The 17,429-nt window shown below is 59.4% G+C and carries 17 protein-coding genes; 6 read left to right on the plus strand and 11 right to left on the minus strand.

The window, feature by feature from the left end; translation table 11 throughout:
- Nucleotides 1–2: 2 nt before the first annotated feature.
- The 10 genes from ABFT80_RS04245 to secA all read right to left on the minus strand — a co-directional run bounded on the left by ABFT80_RS04245 (nt 3) and on the right by secA (nt 12,103).
- The gene (locus tag ABFT80_RS04245; protein WP_347970591.1) at nt 3–359 is read right to left on the minus strand and encodes a cupin domain-containing protein; all 357 of its coding nucleotides are present in this window, start codon (nt 357–359) and stop codon (nt 3–5) included.
- A gap of 23 nt (nt 360–382) precedes the next feature.
- Complete coding sequence (locus tag ABFT80_RS04250) at nt 383–1,768, minus strand: NAD(P)/FAD-dependent oxidoreductase (RefSeq protein ID WP_347970592.1); 1,386 nt, start codon at nt 1,766–1,768, stop codon at nt 383–385.
- Between the two features lie 19 nt (nt 1,769–1,787).
- Nucleotides 1,788–2,900 (minus strand): ABC transporter ATP-binding protein, encoded by a 1,113-nt coding sequence (locus ABFT80_RS04255; protein ID WP_347970593.1) that lies wholly within the window; start codon nt 2,898–2,900, stop codon nt 1,788–1,790.
- Nucleotide 2,901: 1 nt separating this feature from the next.
- Nucleotides 2,902–3,693, minus strand: a complete 792-nt coding sequence (locus ABFT80_RS04260) for an ABC transporter permease (RefSeq protein WP_347970594.1) — start codon at nt 3,691–3,693, stop codon at nt 2,902–2,904.
- A complete protein-coding gene (locus tag ABFT80_RS04265; protein ID WP_347970839.1) occupies nt 3,693–4,547 on the minus strand; it encodes an ABC transporter permease in 855 nt (284 codons plus the stop codon). The genes ABFT80_RS04260 and ABFT80_RS04265 overlap by 1 nt, the downstream gene beginning before the upstream one ends.
- A 67-nt stretch (nt 4,548–4,614) precedes the next feature.
- On the minus strand, nt 4,615–5,691 hold the full coding sequence (locus tag ABFT80_RS04270; protein ID WP_347970595.1) for an extracellular solute-binding protein: 1,077 nt from the start codon (nt 5,689–5,691) through the stop codon (nt 4,615–4,617).
- Between the two features lie 13 nt (nt 5,692–5,704).
- A complete protein-coding gene (locus tag ABFT80_RS04275; protein ID WP_347970596.1) occupies nt 5,705–6,382 on the minus strand; it encodes a helix-turn-helix domain-containing protein in 678 nt (225 codons plus the stop codon).
- Between the two features lie 167 nt (nt 6,383–6,549).
- A complete protein-coding gene (locus tag ABFT80_RS04280) occupies nt 6,550–7,830 on the minus strand; it encodes a GNAT family N-acetyltransferase (RefSeq protein ID WP_347970597.1) in 1,281 nt (426 codons plus the stop codon).
- On the minus strand, nt 7,830–9,239 hold the full coding sequence (locus ABFT80_RS04285) for a lipopolysaccharide biosynthesis protein (protein WP_347970598.1): 1,410 nt from the start codon (nt 9,237–9,239) through the stop codon (nt 7,830–7,832). Before ABFT80_RS04285 ends, ABFT80_RS04280 begins: the two co-directional genes overlap by 1 nt.
- Before the next feature lie 137 nt (nt 9,240–9,376).
- Nucleotides 9,377–12,103, minus strand: coding sequence for a preprotein translocase subunit SecA (gene secA, locus ABFT80_RS04290; protein WP_347970599.1), 2,727 nt, complete (start codon nt 12,101–12,103; stop codon nt 9,377–9,379).
- 240 nt (nt 12,104–12,343) lie between these two features.
- Between secA and ABFT80_RS04295 the strand changes: the two genes are divergently transcribed.
- The 6 genes from ABFT80_RS04295 (at nt 12,344) to ABFT80_RS04320 (ending at nt 16,566) form a co-directional block, all read left to right on the plus strand.
- Nucleotides 12,344–13,264: a peptidylprolyl isomerase gene (locus ABFT80_RS04295; protein ID WP_347970600.1), complete on the plus strand. Its 921-nt coding sequence runs from the start codon at nt 12,344–12,346 to the stop codon at nt 13,262–13,264.
- A gap of 167 nt (nt 13,265–13,431) precedes the next feature.
- On the plus strand, nt 13,432–14,673 hold the full coding sequence (gene argJ / locus ABFT80_RS04300) for a bifunctional glutamate N-acetyltransferase/amino-acid acetyltransferase ArgJ (protein WP_347970601.1): 1,242 nt from the start codon (nt 13,432–13,434) through the stop codon (nt 14,671–14,673).
- Nucleotides 14,674–14,675: 2 nt separating this feature from the next.
- A complete protein-coding gene (locus ABFT80_RS04305; RefSeq protein WP_347970602.1) occupies nt 14,676–15,431 on the plus strand; it encodes a GNAT family N-acetyltransferase in 756 nt (251 codons plus the stop codon).
- 6 nt (nt 15,432–15,437) lie between these two features.
- Nucleotides 15,438–15,860 (plus strand): (deoxy)nucleoside triphosphate pyrophosphohydrolase, encoded by a 423-nt coding sequence (locus ABFT80_RS04310; RefSeq protein WP_347970603.1) that lies wholly within the window; start codon nt 15,438–15,440, stop codon nt 15,858–15,860.
- A gap of 103 nt (nt 15,861–15,963) precedes the next feature.
- Nucleotides 15,964–16,281: a hypothetical protein gene (locus ABFT80_RS04315; protein WP_347970604.1), complete on the plus strand. Its 318-nt coding sequence runs from the start codon at nt 15,964–15,966 to the stop codon at nt 16,279–16,281.
- A 105-nt stretch (nt 16,282–16,386) separates the two neighbouring features.
- Nucleotides 16,387–16,566 carry a Flp family type IVb pilin gene (locus ABFT80_RS04320; RefSeq protein ID WP_455189876.1) on the plus strand — a complete coding sequence of 60 codons (180 nt, stop codon included), beginning with the start codon at nt 16,387–16,389 and terminating at the stop codon, nt 16,564–16,566.
- Here ABFT80_RS04320 and ABFT80_RS04325 read toward each other — a convergent pair.
- Nucleotides 16,563–17,429 (minus strand): methyltransferase domain-containing protein, encoded by an 867-nt coding sequence (locus tag ABFT80_RS04325; protein ID WP_347970606.1) that lies wholly within the window; start codon nt 17,427–17,429, stop codon nt 16,563–16,565. The two genes, ABFT80_RS04320 and ABFT80_RS04325, sit on opposite strands and share 4 nt — an antisense overlap.

The following is a 17,429-nucleotide window of genomic DNA, read 5'->3' on the forward strand; positions in this document are numbered from 1 at the left end:
CATTACGATTTGTAGTGCATGATGTAGAGCTTGCGCGTCTTTTCATGGATCGTCCATTCGCCGTTCCAGCCGATCGGCAAAACCAGCAACTCGCCGGGGCCGACATCGCGGCTGCGGCCATCCTTTTCGTGCAGTGAGACACGGCCCGAAACGATGTGGCAAATCTCGGAACTGGTATCACGCGAAGCCGTGAACCGTCCCGGCGTGCATTCCCAGACGCCGACTTCGGCGAGGCCGTCCGGCGACGTCCATAAGGTCTTTGCCGCCTCCACCTGATCGCCGCTGATCGATGTCGGTTTGGCTTCAGGCTCACCAAGATCGATGTCTGCAAGGTGGGCGAATGTCTGGAAGTCGATCATAATGTTTTCCGATTTAATCAGTGTCAGTGGCCGGTGATGCGGTCGGCAAAGCTCGCCAGCTTCGAAGAGTGCTGAAGGCCCGCTTCCTCGCGTTCGTCAGCGATGCGGTAGAGCTGGTACATGGAATGGACGCCCAGCCAGCGCAGCGGCTCCGGTTCCCATTTGCTGACCTGCCGATTGACCCATGGCAGGCGGGTCAACTCAGTGTCGCGGCCAAGGATCAGATCGCGCAAAGTTCTGCCGGAAAGGTTCGAGCTCGACACGCCGAGCCCGACATAGCCGCCTGCCCAGCCGATGCCGCTCTCGCGGTCCAGCCCAGCCGTCGTGCACCAATCGCGCGGCACGCCAAGCACGCCGCACCATGCGTGGTCGATGCGCAGATGCTTCGTCTGCGGCAGAAGCCGCGTCAGGATCGCATGCAGCTTTTCGATGGTCGCTTGCTGCGTCTGGCCGCGCACATCCGTCTTCGAGCCGTAGCGATAGGGAACGCCGCGTCCGCCCATCGTGATACGCCCTTCGCGTGTGCGCTGGGCGTAGCAATAGGCATGTGCCGCGTCGCCCAGGAGCTCGTGGCCTTCCCAGCCGATCTCGTCCCAAAGTTCCTGCGGCACCGGCTCGGTGATGATCTGCGCGCTGTTGAGCGGCAGCCAAAGCCGCTCATTGCCGGGAATACCAGCCGTGAAACCTTCCGTCGCGCGGATGATGGTCGGCGCACGGACTGTGCCGCGATTGGTGGTGACTTTTCCTTTTTCGAGGCCGATCACTGTCGTCTGCTCGTAGATCGGCACGCCCAGCCGCTCGACCGCCTCAGCCAGTCCGCGAACCAGCTTGGCCGGTTGGACACGCGCCACGCCTTTCATGACGAATGCGCCCTGCACGTTCTTGACCGCGATGCGCGAGCGGGCTTCTTCCGCACTCAGGAATGAAATCCGCTCGGACGGAAACTCCCAAGCTTTTGCATGTTCGAATTCCTCACGCGCCCGGTCGAGCTGCGGTTTGTTGGTCGCGACCGTGATGTTGTCGACACGGCGAATATCGGCGTCGATGCCTTCCGCCTCTGTAACGGAAATCACCTCGTCGACCGAGCTGTACATGGCGCGCTGCATGTCGATCACGCCGCCGCGTGTCGATGTCTTGAGGTACTTTTCGCGCGACCAGCCGAAGCCGCCCGACAGCCAGCCGCCATTGCGACCAGATGCGCCGAAGCCGGCGAATTCCTTCTCGACGATTACCACACGGATCGAGGGATCGGCCTTCTTGAGATAGTAGGCGGTCCACAGGCCGGTGTAGCCCGCGCCGACGATGCAGACATCGGCTTCCATATCGCCGGGCAGGGCCGGTCGATAGCCGGGCACGCCGCCAATATCGGCATACCAGAACGAAACGTTCCCGTTGATTTTCGCGTCCATAATGGATGTTCCGTATCGATCAGGTGAGAGTGAGGTCGGCGCGCGCATCGTCGGCCAGAAGTTTCACGTCGGCAGGCGAGAAGGTGACGTCAACCTCGTCGCCGATTGAAAATTCCTGCTCTTCGAGAGACGTGCGAATGACTGCTGCCGAGCCATCGCCCAGCGTCACCTCGTATTTCGAGCCGGAGCCGAGATAGATTGCTTCGTTGACGCGCCCGCGTAGGCGGTTGCTGCCCTCTTTCGCTGCGCCATCGGGCTTTGTCAGCGCCATTTTTTCGGGGCGCAAGAGCATGACCGGGGAAGCGCCATTTTCCAGACGCCGTTGCGCCACGACCTTCTGGCCCGCAATGGTAATTGCAGTTTCCGCGCCGGACTTTTCGGCGGCTCCGCGCAGGGTCGTCGAATCACCGATGAACTTGCCGACGAACAGCGTTTCCGGCTCATCATACAATTGGCGGCCGGTGCCGATCTGCTCGATGCGGCCCTGATTGAAAACCGCGATACGGTCGGAAAGCACCAGTGCTTCTTCCTGATCATGGGTAACGTAAACGAAGGTCGTGCCAAGCTCGCGGTGGATGCGCTTGATTTCGAGTTGCAGCCATTCGCGCAGCTTCTTGTCGAGCGCACCAAGCGGCTCATCCATCAGAAGCAGCGGCGGGTCGAAGACGATGGCGCGGGCAAGCGCGACGCGCTGCTGCTGTCCGCCGGAAAGCTCACTCGGATAGCGATGCGCGAAATCGGACATCTTCACCATGTCGAGCGCGTGCGCGACACGCTTTTCGCGCTCGGCCTTGCCGATGCCGCGCAGCGAAAGCGGATAGGCGACATTGCGCCCGACAGTCATGTGCGGGAACAGCGCATAATGCTGGAAAACGACGCCGATATTGCGCTTGTGCGCGGGCAGGCCGACAACGCTTTCGCCGCCGATCGACAACTCGCCGGAGGTCAGTTCCGTGAAGCCAGCGACAAGGTTCAGCGTGGTCGTCTTACCCGATCCGCTGGGGCCGAGCAGGGTCATGAACTCGCCGGGCTCGACATGCAGGCTGACATTGTCCAACGCTGTGAAATCGCCATAGCGTTTCGTTGCCGAGCGAATGTCGATTGCTGCGCCGCGTTCTTTAGGGACCGCCATGTCAGCTCCTTTTTTGTCTTGTGCCGATGAGCAGGCCCGCCGTGATCAGCAGTGTCGTGGCGATGAACAGGATCGTTCCAACGGCAGCGACGGTCGGGTCCGCATCACGCGTGATGCTGGTGAAGATTTGTACGGGAAGCGTCTTGAGATACGGGCTGGTGATGAACAGCGCCACGATGATCTCGTCGAAAGACGTCACGAAGGCGAAGAGCAGCCCAGACAGAAGGCCGGGCGCAATCAGCGGCAGGGTGATCGTGCGGAAGGTCGTCAACCGGCTGGCGCCAAGGCTGGCGGCTGCGGTTTCAAGCCGCTTGTCGAAGACTTCGAGACTTGCCGTCACCGCGATCAGAACGAAGGGAATGGCAAGCATCGTATGGGCGAGCACGAAGCCGAGCGTGGTGCCGACGAGCCGCGTGTCGAGATAAACGGCGTAGATGCCGATCGCCAGCACGACGCCCGGAACGACCATCGGTGTTATCAGCAATGCCCGCAGAAGCCCGGCGGTCTTGTTCTTCATGCGGTCGATGCCGAAGGCTGCCATTGTGCCGAGAACGGTGGCTACGATTGCAACCAGCGAGGCGACTTTCAGCGAATTGAAGAAGCTGGTCGACCATTCGGGATTGGTGAAAAAGTTCTGGTACCACTGCCATGAAAAACCAGATGGCGGGAAAGCCAAGGACTTGCGTTCGTTGAACGACATCGGGACGACGACAAGCGTCGGCGCGAGCAGCCAGATGGCGACCAGTATGCAGAACAGGCCGAGAAAAATACGGGTCTGGAGTTTCATCTGCATCAGCTTCGCGACGCCTGTTTATGGCGCTGGCGCATCAGCGGTGCGGCAAGCGCCAGCAGAATGAAGGTTGCGACCAGAAGAACGACGCCCATCGCGCCGCCGCGGCCCCAGTTGAGCAGGCTCAGCACCTGGTTCTGGACCAGCGTCGAAAGCATGGTGCTGCGCGGTCCGCCGAGCAGAGCAGGCGTGATGTAGAAGCCGAGTGCCAGAATGAAAACGATGATCGCGCCAGCGTAAACGCCGGGCAGCGAAAGCGGAAGGTAGACCTGCCTGAACGCCTTGAACGGGGATGCGCCAAGGCTTCTGGCGGCCTGTATCAGGCGAAGGTCGATCCCTTTCATCACCGAATAGAGCGGCAATATCATGAAGGGCAGAAGCACTTGCGCCATGCCGATCACCACGCCGGTCTGCGTCCTGATCAGCCGGATGGGGCTTAAACCCACGGCCTTGAGCGTCGTGTTTATGACGCCGGAATCCTGAAGAAGAACCACCCATGCAAGGGTTCTCACGACGCCGCTGACCCAGAAAGGCACAAGCACGCAGAGGATAAGCAGGAGCCGCAATTTTGGCCCGACGGCCGTCATCACATAGGCATATGGATAGGCGCAGATCACGCAAACGATCGTCACCCATGCTGCGATCGAGAAGGTTCGTTGGAGAACGGTCAAATTAACCGGCGTACCGAAAAACCAGACATAGTTCTGCAGGCCCCATTCCGGCTCCGAAAAGCTACGCATCACGATCGTCAGCAGCGGATAGCCGATGATCGCGACGAGCAGGATCAGTGCCGGAAGGGTGAGCCAGAAAGGATGCGTGAGCGACCATTTGCCTGAGGCCAAGCCTTTCCCGGCCAGCGATTTGCCGGCCGGGCCTCTTTCGATCTGGGATGCTTCGCTCACGCTTTATTGCTCCGTATGCGGATCAGTTGCCGGCCATCAGGGCGGTCCATTTCTCGGCGGCGACGTCGAAATTTTCGACCCAGAACTTGATGTTCTGCTGATAGCCCTGCTTCACGCGTTCCGGCGTGTTGGTCAGGAAGGCTGCCGTCACCTCATCGACGTCCGGCTTGGCTTCCATATTGATCGGCGTGTAGGAGGTTTCCTTCGCCAGAATCTCCTGCGAGGTCTTGCCGAGATAGGCGTTGAGAAGCGCGTAGGCTGCATCCGTATCCTTCACGCCGACCGGAATGGTCATCTGGTCCATGACAACCAGCCAATCGTCCCAGACAGGCGTGTATTCGGCACCGTTCTTGACGGCGGTCATCGCACGGCCCGTCCACATCATGACCATGTCGGCCTCGCCGGATTCGGCGAGCTGCTGCGATTCTGCGCCGGTTTTCCAATAGATCGTATCCGGGCCGAGCGCCTTGATCTTGGCCATGCCCTTGTCGATGTCCGCTGCAGTCATGTTCTCGACCGAGCCGCCATCGGCGATAAATGCCTGCTCGACGAGGCCGCCTGTCGGATCGCCGCTGCCGTCGATCGCGCGAACGCCGGGGAATTTTTCGGTGTCGAAAAAGTCCTTCCAGTTCTTCGGCGGGTTATCCTTGTAGGTCTCGTTCTTGTACATGATGATGACGCCATAGTTCATGGCGGGCACGCTGCATTCGCCGACCTGGCCTTCAGGAATATGGGAGATGTCGAGCTTCGACATATCGAGCTTCTGGAACAGCGTTCCGCAGTGAACGTATGGCGGAAGATCTGCCGTATCGACGACGTCCCAGGTCACATTGCCGGATTCAACCTGCGCCTGAAGCTTGGCGATTTCGGTCGGTCCGTCATTCAGCAGGGTCACGCCGGACTTGTCGACGAATTCCTTGAGCGCCGCGACCTGTCCGTCCTGATAGATGCCGCCGAAGGAAACGAAGGTAAGCGTCTTGCCCTTCAGCGAGCCTTCGGCCACTTCGCCCGCGACGGGCTTGTCCTGCGCCAGCGCGGAGCCGGCCATCAGAAGCATGGCTGCGGCAGCCATGATGCCGTATCTGTTTCTTTTACTCATGTCAGTACTCCCATTACGATGACTCGCCATCTTGTTGGTGCCCGGATGCGAGTGGTTTCCGGGTAATGTATTCGTTGAGTTCACCGGCTCCGCTGGTCGGTGGAGCGATGATCCACAGAACCTCGGCCGGGTCGTTGCCGATATTCACCGTCTTGTGCGGCGTTGATGTCGGGTATTCGATGCTGTCGCCTTCATCGAGGACGAAAATATCCTCGCCAAGCGTCAGCTCGACGCTGCCTTTCAAGACGATGAACATTTCATGCGCATCGCCGTGGCTATAGGGTTTGTCGCCGGTCGATCCGCCGACCGCGAATTCGCCCGCATAGACCTCGACTTCGTGGATAGGGCGGCGCGAAAGCAGCGTCTTGCGATAGCCCTCGCTGACGGGAAGCGATGGCCGGTCTGCCAGTTTCAGCACTTGAAGTACCGGGCGCGGCTCGTCTTCGAAAAGGTCGGAAACGCTGATGCCGAGCGCGTTTGCTATGCGCATCAGCGTGCTTGTGTTGACGCCGCTCAAGCCCCGTTCCATCTGGCTGATGAAGCTCGCCGTCGTGTCTGTGAGATCGCCTAGCTGGCGTAAGGACATGCGTCGCGCGGTTCTGAAAGTGCGGACCCTGTTGCCAATGATAGAGGATTTCTGCGCGTCGCCCCGCGCGATTTCTGCTTCGCTTTCCAGTTCCGGATTTCGCAAAACGCCACTCCTCACTTAACAGCGTATTAAGTGAAATGGAGTCTGGCAAGACGTAAAATTTGCGCGGTGGAAAAAGTATCGGGGGAGGGGAGTTGTCGCCCGATGTCAGCAGCAATTTCGTGCGTGCTTCGACAAGCTCAGCATGAGGAGGTGCGGACGCACCCGCCCTACCGTTTCAGCAATCCCTTGACCCGATTACGCAAGATGCGCGCCAGGTTTCTTGTCTCGCGATAAAGGTGCAGTTGCGAGGCTGCCTGCCGGGTTTGGCGGTCGGCGTCGGGTGTCAGGCCGATGACGATCGTGCCGATCGGGCGGCGCTCGCTCCACAGCCGGCTCATCACCGGATGATCGGGCACGGCGCAGGAATCCGTCATGACGATGTTGGGGTCTTCCAGATGTTGCCTGGTTACTTCGATCATCAGCAAGGTGCCGGGTGAATAGGCGGCGAGCTGTTCGTCATACGCGGTCTTCCACGTATAGGCGGTGCCGTTTTCGATGAAGACGACGAGGCAGGCGATGGGCTCGCCGTCCAGTGTCAGCATATGGATGCGGCAGGCGTCGCGTTCGGCAAGCCGGTAGACCGCCTCGCGGGCAAAGGCGGCGCGAAAGCGGTCTACGGCCATTGCGGTGCGCTTTCGGCCTTTCCAGCCCGCGGCTTCCAGCGTGAGGAAGGTTTCGATGCCGTTGCGGATTTCATCGGCGCTTCGGGCAATGACATGCTCGACCGTGCCGCGCTCTTCCAACCGGCGTTTCAGGCGGCGGAATTCGCGGTAATGATGCGAGTTCAGCGACTGCTTCAGATAGGCGTCGCCGTCGAGCGGGCTTTCGAGGAACGGCCGCTCCATCGCACCCGTCGTCACGATCGGCAGGCCGCTCGTCTCGGTGATGTTTCGCAATACGCCTGCGACAGCGCCGTCGAGCCTTATGTCGGGAAAGGCGATAACTTTCGGGAGCTTCAGATGCGGGCGTGACAGGATCGAGAAGAAATCTTCGATGACGCCTGCCGGATCGTCACGATCGACCAGCGGCGTGCCGAGCGGGCCGAAGGGGCTGGACCAGATGCGGATGATCGGCACACCGACCGCTGCAATCGGTTTTTCGACCGAGAAAGGCACGAGCAGGCGAAGCCGGTTCCTGAATTCATTACCGTCGCGCATGACCGCAAGGCGCACTTCACGGTCTTCCAGCCTCGGCATTGCGGGCGCCAGAAAACGCGGGTTGAAGAAGATGTTCGGTTCTATTGTGCGCGTGCAGAGATGGTCGAGCTCCTCGACCAGATCGAAGCCGGCAGAAGCGGGATAGATCGCCAGACGGCGCAGAGGCCGCGTGTGTTCGATCAGTTCGATATGCGCCTGCTCGGCAATATCTGCAGGCAGGTTCGCGAGACCGGAAATCAACGCGCCGGAAGGTCCGCCGCTGGTTTCTTCGAGGATGGGAATGGCAACCATCAGCGAAGACCCTCCCTTTGGATTGGTGGCACGAACAGGACCATGGCGATGCCAAGCTTGCGCCATACGGTGAAGGCGAGCGCGACAGCTTCGAACAGCACGGCAACCGCAGTTCCGATCGCGGCTCCCCAGAGGCCGAGCACCGGAATCAACACCATGCTGACGGCTATGTTGATCGCCAGCGTCAGCCCATAGACGAGCGCGCAGATATTCTGGTTGCCGGTCATGGTCAAAAGGCTTTCGCACGGGCCGACGGCTGCGCGAAGCACGACGGCGACGACAAGCAGAAACAGCAGCGGATAGCCCGCGTCGAAGCCGGGGCCGAACAGCATCAGCATGGGCTTGCCGAGCGCCAGCACCACCAAGGCCATGAACAGTGAGGGCCAGAATGTCCATGACACGGTTTCACGGGCAAAGGAGGCCAGTTTTTCAGTCTCGCCGTGAGCAAATTGCGCATAGCGTTGCGCAACGCCAGCCTTCACCGCGAAATAGACGAAATGAACCAGCGCCAGCGTTTTCACCGTTGCGAAGTAGATGCCGACATCCTGCGGCGTCATGTAAAAACCGACCAGCAGCACGTCGGCATTGGTGAGCAGGAAGAAGAAGCCTTCGACCAGAAAGATCGGCAGCGAAATGGCCAGCCAGCGCTTCGTGAAAATCTTGCGCGGCCCCTTGGCGACCTTGCGATCGAGCTTCGCGCTGACGCCTGCAAGCTGAATGAGGGTCGTCGCATAGGTGGCGAGTATCGTGGCTATCACGGCGGTCTGCGCGTCCGGTTCGAAGCCGGTGAAAAATGCCGCCGCCATGAAGGCGAGAATCAGGAAAGGCCGGATGATATAGGTCGGCGAAAGTGCCAGAAGCGCCAGCGAATTTGCCCGCGCCAGCCCTTGCAGCACATCGGACAAAGCGATCATCGGCAGGCAGATGATGCCGAGAAGGAAGGGCAGGACGTAGTAGCTCTCGATGATCGGCGAGAGCAGCCAGATACTTGCCGCGCCGATGATGGTCACGATGGTCGAGGCAACCAGCACCAGAACGCGGCTTGCCAGCAAAACACCGCGCAATTCGTCCATCATGCCCTTTTCGCGATATTCGGGAATGAAGCGGATGACCGAGCTGTGAAAGCCGAGGCAGCAGAGATTGCCGACGATGATCATCGTCGTCCAGACAAGGACGAAAATGCCGTATTCGAAGCCGCCGATCCAGCGCGCGATCAGGACCTGGCTGAGGAATGCGATTGCCGCGCTGCAGACGCGGATGATGAAAGCGATGATGGAAACGCGTCCCGCATCGGAGCGCTCATCGGCTGGAAAAAGTACGGAATCAATAACGCGCAGCGCTGGCTTGGCGCGCAGCGCAAGTTGCTCAGGCAAAAGCCGTTCGGCTGTCGCTGTCGCGGAAAAGCGCACCCGTTACTCCCCAATTTCCGTGTCAGAGGCTTACGTAAAACTCTTTAAGAAACGGTTCGGCGATCAGGTAAACAAAAAATCACGAAATAAAAAAGCCCGGCATTTGCCGGGCTTTTCTCAATTTCCATCAAGCAATATCAGGCGAATGTGCCGTGGCAATGCTTGAACTTCTTGCCGGAGCCGCAAGGGCAGGGTTCGTTTCTGCCGACCTTGCCCCATGTCGCCGGATCGTTCGGATCACGATCCTCCGGCGCAACGGTGCCGCCGTCCTGACCAATTGCAACGGTCGCTTCATCGCCGAAATCGTTCTCGCCGGTGGATGCGTCTATGTGCTGGCCAAAGGCCTGCGGAGCTTCCGGTGGGGGCGCGTCTGCGGCTTCGCGGACGAGTTCGACGCGCATGAGCTGTGCAATCACGCCCTGACGCATATTTCCGAGCATCGCCTGGAAAAGCTCGAAGCCTTCCGATTTGTACTCGTTCAGCGGGTCGCGCTGCGCATAGCCGCGGAAGCCGACAACCGAGCGCAGATGGTCGAGATTGACCAGATGCTCACGCCACAGATGGTCGAGCGTCTGAAGAACGACGGAGCGTTCGACATAGGACATGACTTCGGGACCGAAACGCTCGCTGCGGTCGGCTGCAGCCTTGTCGGCGATCTCGGTCAGGCGTTCGCGGATATCGTCTTCGGCAACGCCTTCTTCCTCGGCCCATGCCTCGATCGGCGCATCGATGTTGAGGAATTGCAGCGCGCCTTCCTTCAGAGCGGAAATGTTCCACTGCTCTGCATAGGAATTTTCCGGGATGGCCTTGGCGACAAGATCGTCGATGACCTCATGGCGCATTTCTGTGATCGTCTCGGAAAGATCCTGGCTATCCATCAATTCGAGACGCTGTTCGAAGATCACCTTGCGCTGATCGTTCATCACGTCGTCGTATTTCAGCAGGTTTTTACGAATGTCGAAGTTGCGTGCCTCGACCTTCTTCTGCGCCTTTTCCAGAGCCTTGTTGATCCAGGGATGGATGATTGCCTCATCTTCCTTCAGGCCGAGCTTGGTCAGCATGCCGTCCATGCGCTCGGAGCCGAAGATGCGCATCAGGTCGTCCTGAAGCGACAGGAAGAATTTTGAACGGCCCGGATCGCCCTGACGGCCCGAACGGCCGCGAAGCTGGTTGTCGATGCGGCGGCTTTCGTGGCGTTCCGTGGCAAGCACGTAAAGTCCGCCAGCGGCCAGCGCCTTTTCCTTGAGCTTGGCGATGTCCTCGCGGATCGCTTTTTCCGCAGCTTCGCGCTCCGGTCCCTCGGGCATGTCGCCGAGTTCGGCTGCAATGCGCATGTCGACGTTGCCGCCGAGCTGAATGTCGGTGCCGCGGCCAGCCATGTTGGTGGCGATGGTGATGGCGCCCGGACGTCCGGCCTGCGCCACGATCGAGGCTTCCTGCTCGTGGTGGCGGGCGTTCAGAACCTTGAAGTCCTTGAAGCCGTCCTGTTTCAGACGTTCCGCGAGCTGTTCGGATTTCTCGATCGAGGTCGTGCCGACCAGCGTCGGCTGGCCCTTGGAGCTCGCTTCGCGAATTTCGCGCACGATCGCCTTGTATTTCTCTTCGACCGTCCGATAGACCTCGTCGTCTTCATCGATACGCTGAACGCCGACATTCGTCGGAATTTCGGTGACTTCGAGGCCGTAAATATTGCCGAATTCTTCCGCTTCGGTCGAAGCCGTGCCGGTCATGCCGCCGAGCTTGTCGTACATGCGGAAGTAGTTCTGGAACGTCACGGAAGCCAGCGTCTGGTTTTCAGGCTGGATGCGAACGTGCTCCTTGGCTTCCAGTGCCTGATGCAGCCCTTCGGAGAAGCGGCGGCCCGGCATCATGCGGCCGGTGAATTCGTCGATGATGACGATCTCGTCATTGTTGACGATGTAATCCTTGTCGCGCTGGAACAGGCGATGCGCCTTCAAGGCGTTGTTGACGTGGTGAACCATGCCGACATTCTCGACGTCGTAAAGCGACTCACCCTTGAACAGGCCGGCTTCGCGAAGAAGATTTTCCATCTTCTCGGTGCCTTCCTCGGTGAAGGTCGCGGTGCGCTGCTTCTCGTCCACCTCATAGTCGGCTTCATTGAGGTGAACCATGAAAGCATCGACGGTGTTGTACATTTCCGAGCGGTCTTCGAGCGGGCCGGAAATGATAAGCGGCGTGCGCGCTTCATCGACGAGGATCGAGTCCACCTCATCGACGATCGCGTAATTATGGCCGCGCTGCACCATCTGGGCGCGCTCATATTTCATGTTGTCGCGAAGATAGTCGAAGCCCAACTCGTTGTTGGTCGCGTAGGTCACGTCACAGGCATAGGCAGCCATGCGTTCCTGATCGCTCATGCCGTGAACGATGATGCCTACGGTCAGGCCGAGGAACTTGTAGAGGCGTCCCATCCATTCGGCATCGCGCTTGGCGAGGTAATCGTTGACGGTGACGACATGCACGCCCTTGCCCGACAGCGCATTGAGATAGACGGGCAGGGTGGCGACGAGCGTCTTGCCTTCACCGGTGCGCATCTCGGAGATGCCGCCATTGTGAAGCACCATGCCGCCGATCATCTGCACATCGAAAGGCCGCAGGCCCAGCGCGCGCTTGGCGCCTTCGCGTACGGTTGCAAAAGCGGGAATCAGCAAATCATCGAGCGACGTGCCATTGGCGATGTCCTGCCGGAATTGCACCGTGCGTGCGCGCAACTCGTCGTCGGACAATGCCGCCAGTTCGTTTTCCATCGCATTGATGGCTTCGACACGCGGTCGGGTCGATTTCACGCGACGATCGTTTGAGGAGCCGAAAATCTTACGGGCGAAGCCGCCGAGACTGACCATAAATGGCCCTTTCAGTTCGAATGACACCGGCTGGAAGGCCGGCCTAGCCCATCGATGCTGCTGCTCGACGGGCAAAAACAGGAAAAGCGTCCGGAAATCGCTTCTGGACGCAAAGACGAAGGACAGATAAGAGGGGGCCGAAGCGATGTCAACGTTGCAGCAAACCTGCAAACTACGCCACATTTAGGCCCGTTGGACTGTTTAACGAAGTCTTCGACAAATCCCCACTGGAGAAATTTCATGAATTTTTCGTCTTCCCGTGCGTCGCTTGCCTGCATTGGCGCGCTTGCCGGATTACTGGCTGTTCCAATGACGGGCGCCGTCGCGCAGGAAACAACGCCACCCGCCGCGGCCGCCCCTGCAACTCCGGCTCCTGCCCCGGTTGACCCTAAAGCCGTGATTGCCACCGTCAATGGTCAGGACATCACCGAAGGGGACCTGACACTGGCAGAAGGCGATCTCGACCAGCAGTTCGCGCGTCTCCCTGCCGAGCAGCGCCGTGCGGCAGCGCTTTCGGCCATCATCGAAATCAAATTGCTTGCTTCTGAAGCCCAGACCAAGGGCCTCGACAAGGACGAAGAGTTCCAGAAGCGCATGCAGTTCCTTCAGGATCGCGCGCTGCACAGCGTCGTGGTCGAGAAGGAAGTCGCAGAAAGCATCACCGATGATGAGATTCGCGCTCGCTACGACACCGAAATCGCAAAAACCCCGGCTCAGAACGAGGTTCACGCCCGTCACATCCTCGTGAAAACGAAGGAAGAGGCAGACGCGATCATCAAGGATCTGGATGGCGGCGCGAATTTCGAAGAAATCGCCAAGGAAAAGTCAAGCGATCCGGGTTCGGGCGCAAATGGCGGCGACCTCGGCTATTTCGGCGCGGGCCAGATGGTTCCCGAATTCGAGAAGGCGGCGTTCGCCCTTGAAGTCGGCTCGTATACGAAAGAGCCGGTTCAGAGCCAGTTCGGCTTCCACATCATCAAGCTGGAAGACAAGCGCCAGCAGCAGCCCCCGGCATTCGATCAGGTCAAGGATCAGTTCCGTTCGCTGGTCCTGCGCGATAAATATTTCGCATTGGTCAAGTCGTTGCGCGAAGCTTCAAAGGTCGAAATCACCGATCCGGCTTTGAAGCAGGCTGTGGACGCGGTCGACAAGGCCGAATAGTCCTGCGCGCTTGCCGCAATAATTTCGATAAAGGGCGCGGTTTTCGCGCCTTTTTTCTTTTTTCGACGGGGTTGGCTCATTTATTTGTCACGGAAAACGCCTTGCACGGCGCGTTCTCATCGGGCAAACGGTTATCCTCTTGAGTTGCAATCCGACCGAGGTCCGACATGTCCGCAACGATTTCACCGCTCGCTCCAAAGAAATATCCGAAAATGCCCGAAATCGAGGGCGTGCGCATAGCGACGGCGGAAGCAGGCATCAAATACAAGGGCCGGACCGACCTTCTGGCGATGGTGTTCGATGAAGGCACGACGGTTGCCGGTGTCTTCACCAAGTCGAAATGCCCCTCCGCTCCAGTCGATTTCTGCCGCGATAATCTTACCGGCGGCAAAGCGCGCATACTGGTTGTGAACTCCGGCAACGCGAACGCCTTTACCGGCAAGCGCGGACGCGAAACCACGAAGATCACCGGCGAGGCTGCTGCAAAAGCTGTCGGCTCGACTTCCGGCGAAGTCTATCTCGCATCGACCGGTGTTATCGGCGAGCCGCTGGACGCCAGCCGCTTCAGCCATCTGCTGGCCGGTCTGGTCAAGGACGGCAAGGCCAATCAATGGACCGAGGCCGCCAAGGCCATCATGACGACGGATACCTATCCGAAAGTCGCGACCGCGACCGTGAAGCTCGGCGACACCGACGTTACCATCAATGGCATCGCCAAGGGTGCAGGCATGATCGCGCCGGATATGGCGACCATGCTTTCCTTCGTCGCGACCGATGCGCCGATTTCTGCGCAGGCCTTGCAGGACATGCTGTCCAAGGGCGTTGGAAAAACCTTTAATGCCGTCACCGTCGATAGCGATACGTCGACCAGCGACACGCTCATGCTGTTTGCCACGGGTGCTGCCGCAAAGCGCGGTGCACCGACGATTTCGGATGCTGGCGATGCGCGGCTTGCCGCTTTCCGCCGGGCGCTGAACAAAATCCTCAAAAACCTCGCTCTGCAGGTCGTTCGCGATGGCGAAGGCGCGCGCAAGCAGGTGGAAGTGACCGTTACCGGCGCAAAATCCGCACGTTCGGCCAAGCGCATCGCGCTTTCCATTGCCAATTCACCGCTCGTCAAAACGGCCGTTGCGGGCGAAGACGCCAATTGGGGCCGCGTCGTCATGGCGGTGGGCAAATCCGGCGAACCGGCAGACCGCGACCTTCTCTCGATCTGGTTCGGCGACAACCGGCTGGCTCATGAAGGCGAGCGCGACACGGCCTATTCGGAGGAAAAGACCTCCGCCTATATGAAGCGCGATGAAATCACGATCCGCGCCGATATCGGCATTGGCCGCGGAAAAGCGACGGTCTGGACGTGTGATTTGACCAAGGAATATGTCGCGATCAACGGCGATTACAGGAGCTGACCGTGGCCGGTCTGGCAGATGTCCGCCGTTATGAGGCTGCAAGCTTCCGCGCCTGGCCTGCGGCTGCCGTGCATTATGACGGTACATGGGTCGTGCGGCTGACTGCCGGACACCCGGCAAAACGGCTGAATTCCGTCAATCCGCTCGATCCCGGCGATGTCGGCAATCTGCGCGAGCGTATTGCGCGCGCTGCCCGCCGCTTCGACGCCTATGGCCGCGCGTTGACCTTCCGCATGTCGCCGCTGGCGGGCAAGGAATTGTCCGACTATCTCGACGGCGAGGGTTGGGACCGGCTTTCGGATTCGCTCGTTCTTGGCCTGCCCATCGAAAATTCGACGGTTGCCGATGCAATCGACCGGATTCCGCTGAAGGATATGAGCCGCTTCGTCAGTGCGGCGATGAAAGTTCAGGGGTTCGATCATTCGCTGCGTGCGGGCTTGTCGGAAGTCATCGACGCGATCGAGCCAGAGGCAGGCCTGTTTGCGCTGGAGCGCGATCATGAGGTGCTGACCACGGCGATCTGCGTTCACGACGGCAATCTTGCGGGCCTTTTTGAACTGGCGACCGATCCGGCCGTTCGCGGTCAGGGCCACGCGAAAGGCCTTATCCGCTCGGCCCTGAAATGGGCCAAGGCGCGCGGCGCGAAAGAAGCGTGGCTTCAGGTTGAGGCCGACAATGAGCGCGCGATCGGGCTCTATAAGGCGATGGGTTTTTCCGAACTCTATCGCTACCATTATCGTCGTCCGCCCGCTGCCTGAATGGACATGTCCGACATGGAAACGACGCCGAAAAAGCTCCTGATGGTTGCCGCCTGCGCGCTGGTCGATGCGGATGGGCGCGTGCTGCTCGCACAGCGCCCGGAAGGCAAGCAGCTAGCAGGATTGTGGGAATTTCCCGGCGGCAAGATGGAGCCGGGCGAAACACCGGAAGAGACGGTCGTTCGCGAATTGCACGAGGAACTCGGCATCGAGACCAAGATCGCCTGCCTCGCGCCGCTGACCTTCGCCAGCCATTCCTACGAGAATTTCCATCTGTTCATGCCACTCTTCGTCTGCCGCCGCTTTTGGGGAACGCCGGAGCCGAAGGAAGGTCAGGTCCTGAAATGGGTCCGGCCGCTTCAGATGCGCGATTATCCGATGCCCGCCGCCGACGAGCCGCTGATTCCGTTTTTGATAGATCTGCTGTAGCCTCTGAATCGGACCGGTTAAGAGAAAAATTAATCAAAACTTTATCCGAACGTGAAAACTTGATCGAACGTCGGTCAGGGGACGCGGAGCGGATATGGGGCGTATGAACAGCGAGCAGGAGTGGGAAACCATTCGTGGAGACCGTGGCCTGCGCCTCGGCAATGCGGGCATCGGCATGCTGCGCATCACGCTTTTGTTCGGCTCAATCGCTGTAGCGCTCAGCCTCATGGTCGCTTCCATGGCTGACAACAGGCTACATTCGCAGGTCGCGCGCGGCTATGACATGCGCAATATCGATATGACCACGACGGGCTCTATCAGTTCGACGGAGAGATACACAATTCGCCGCAGCGTGCTGCAAAACTCGCCGAAATCGGTCTGCATCATTCGCGAAAACGGTTCGAAAAGCGGCGATTGCTGAGAATTTTCAGCCGAAAACAGGCTGTTTGCGCTTTGTTAAGCGTACGAAATTAACAAAACTTAACGCCTCCGTGTCAGAAAAGCCTTCCAAGGGGGCCGGTTGACCATGCTGACAATGCGCAAATTCCTGAACGACCGGAACGGCGCGACGGCGATCGAATACGGCCTGATTGCTTCTCTTATTTCCTTGGCCATCATTGGCGGCGTGACGCTTACCGGCACAAGCCTTCAGGATTTGTGGGACGGCAACAGCGGCAAGATCGTAGAAGGCCTGAACAGGAATTAATCCTCCCCGAGGATTTTAGTCAGAGAAACCTGCGCCGAGCCGGGTTTCAGCGGTTTCTGCTGCGAAGCATGCGGCGTCCATCCCGACATCCAGACGAATGAGAACGTCGCGCGAATGCGCCCGTCCGGGTCTGAAAAGCGCTCCGCGTATATTTCCGCGGCGCGGCGAAAGAATTCGCGGCTGGCGGGACGTCGTGAACGGCCAAGCAGAGCGTTGGTGACGCCCATGGCGCGCAAGTCGACGATCAGATTGAATAAATTATCGTAGCGGACGGTTACGGCATCCACGTCCGCCACCGGCAAGGCGAAGCCTGCACGCTGGAGCAAAGCGCCTGCATCGCGAACGTCCGTAAAAGGAAATACGCGCGGGCTGGCGCCGCCATAAATCTCGGTTTCCGCCGCAAGCAGGCTTTCGCGCAACTCGCTCAACGTGTCGCTGCCCGTCATTGCGCCTAGAAACAACCCATCGGGGCGAAGCGCGCGCCTGATCTGGATCAGCATTCCCGGAATATCGTCGTTTTCCTGAAGCGCCAGAAGCGAAACTGCGAGGTCGATGCTGTCCGGCTCCAGCGGCACAGTTCCAGGTTTGCTGACGAGGCCGGGTGCGCCGCGCAGGAAGCTTTCGTCAGCCTCGATTCGTATGACCTCCGCAGCCTTGCCGGTCGAGGCAATTGCAGTTGCCGCGTCGCCGGTAATATTGAAAAGTGCCGCTGCTTTTTCGAATTTGCGTTCGACGGCACCGAGCCGGTCTGCGAGTTCTTCCGACACGCGAGCCATGAGGAAATCCGCGCCGGGCACGGCGCGTTTCAGAGCGCGTCTTTTGCGCTCCAGGAGCAATTCCGTATCGAACAGCGGTTCAACCAT

Origin of the sequence: Foliimonas ilicis, from assembly GCF_039939195.1 — a bacterium.
GTDB lineage: Bacteria > Pseudomonadota > Alphaproteobacteria > Rhizobiales > Rhizobiaceae > Foliimonas > Foliimonas ilicis.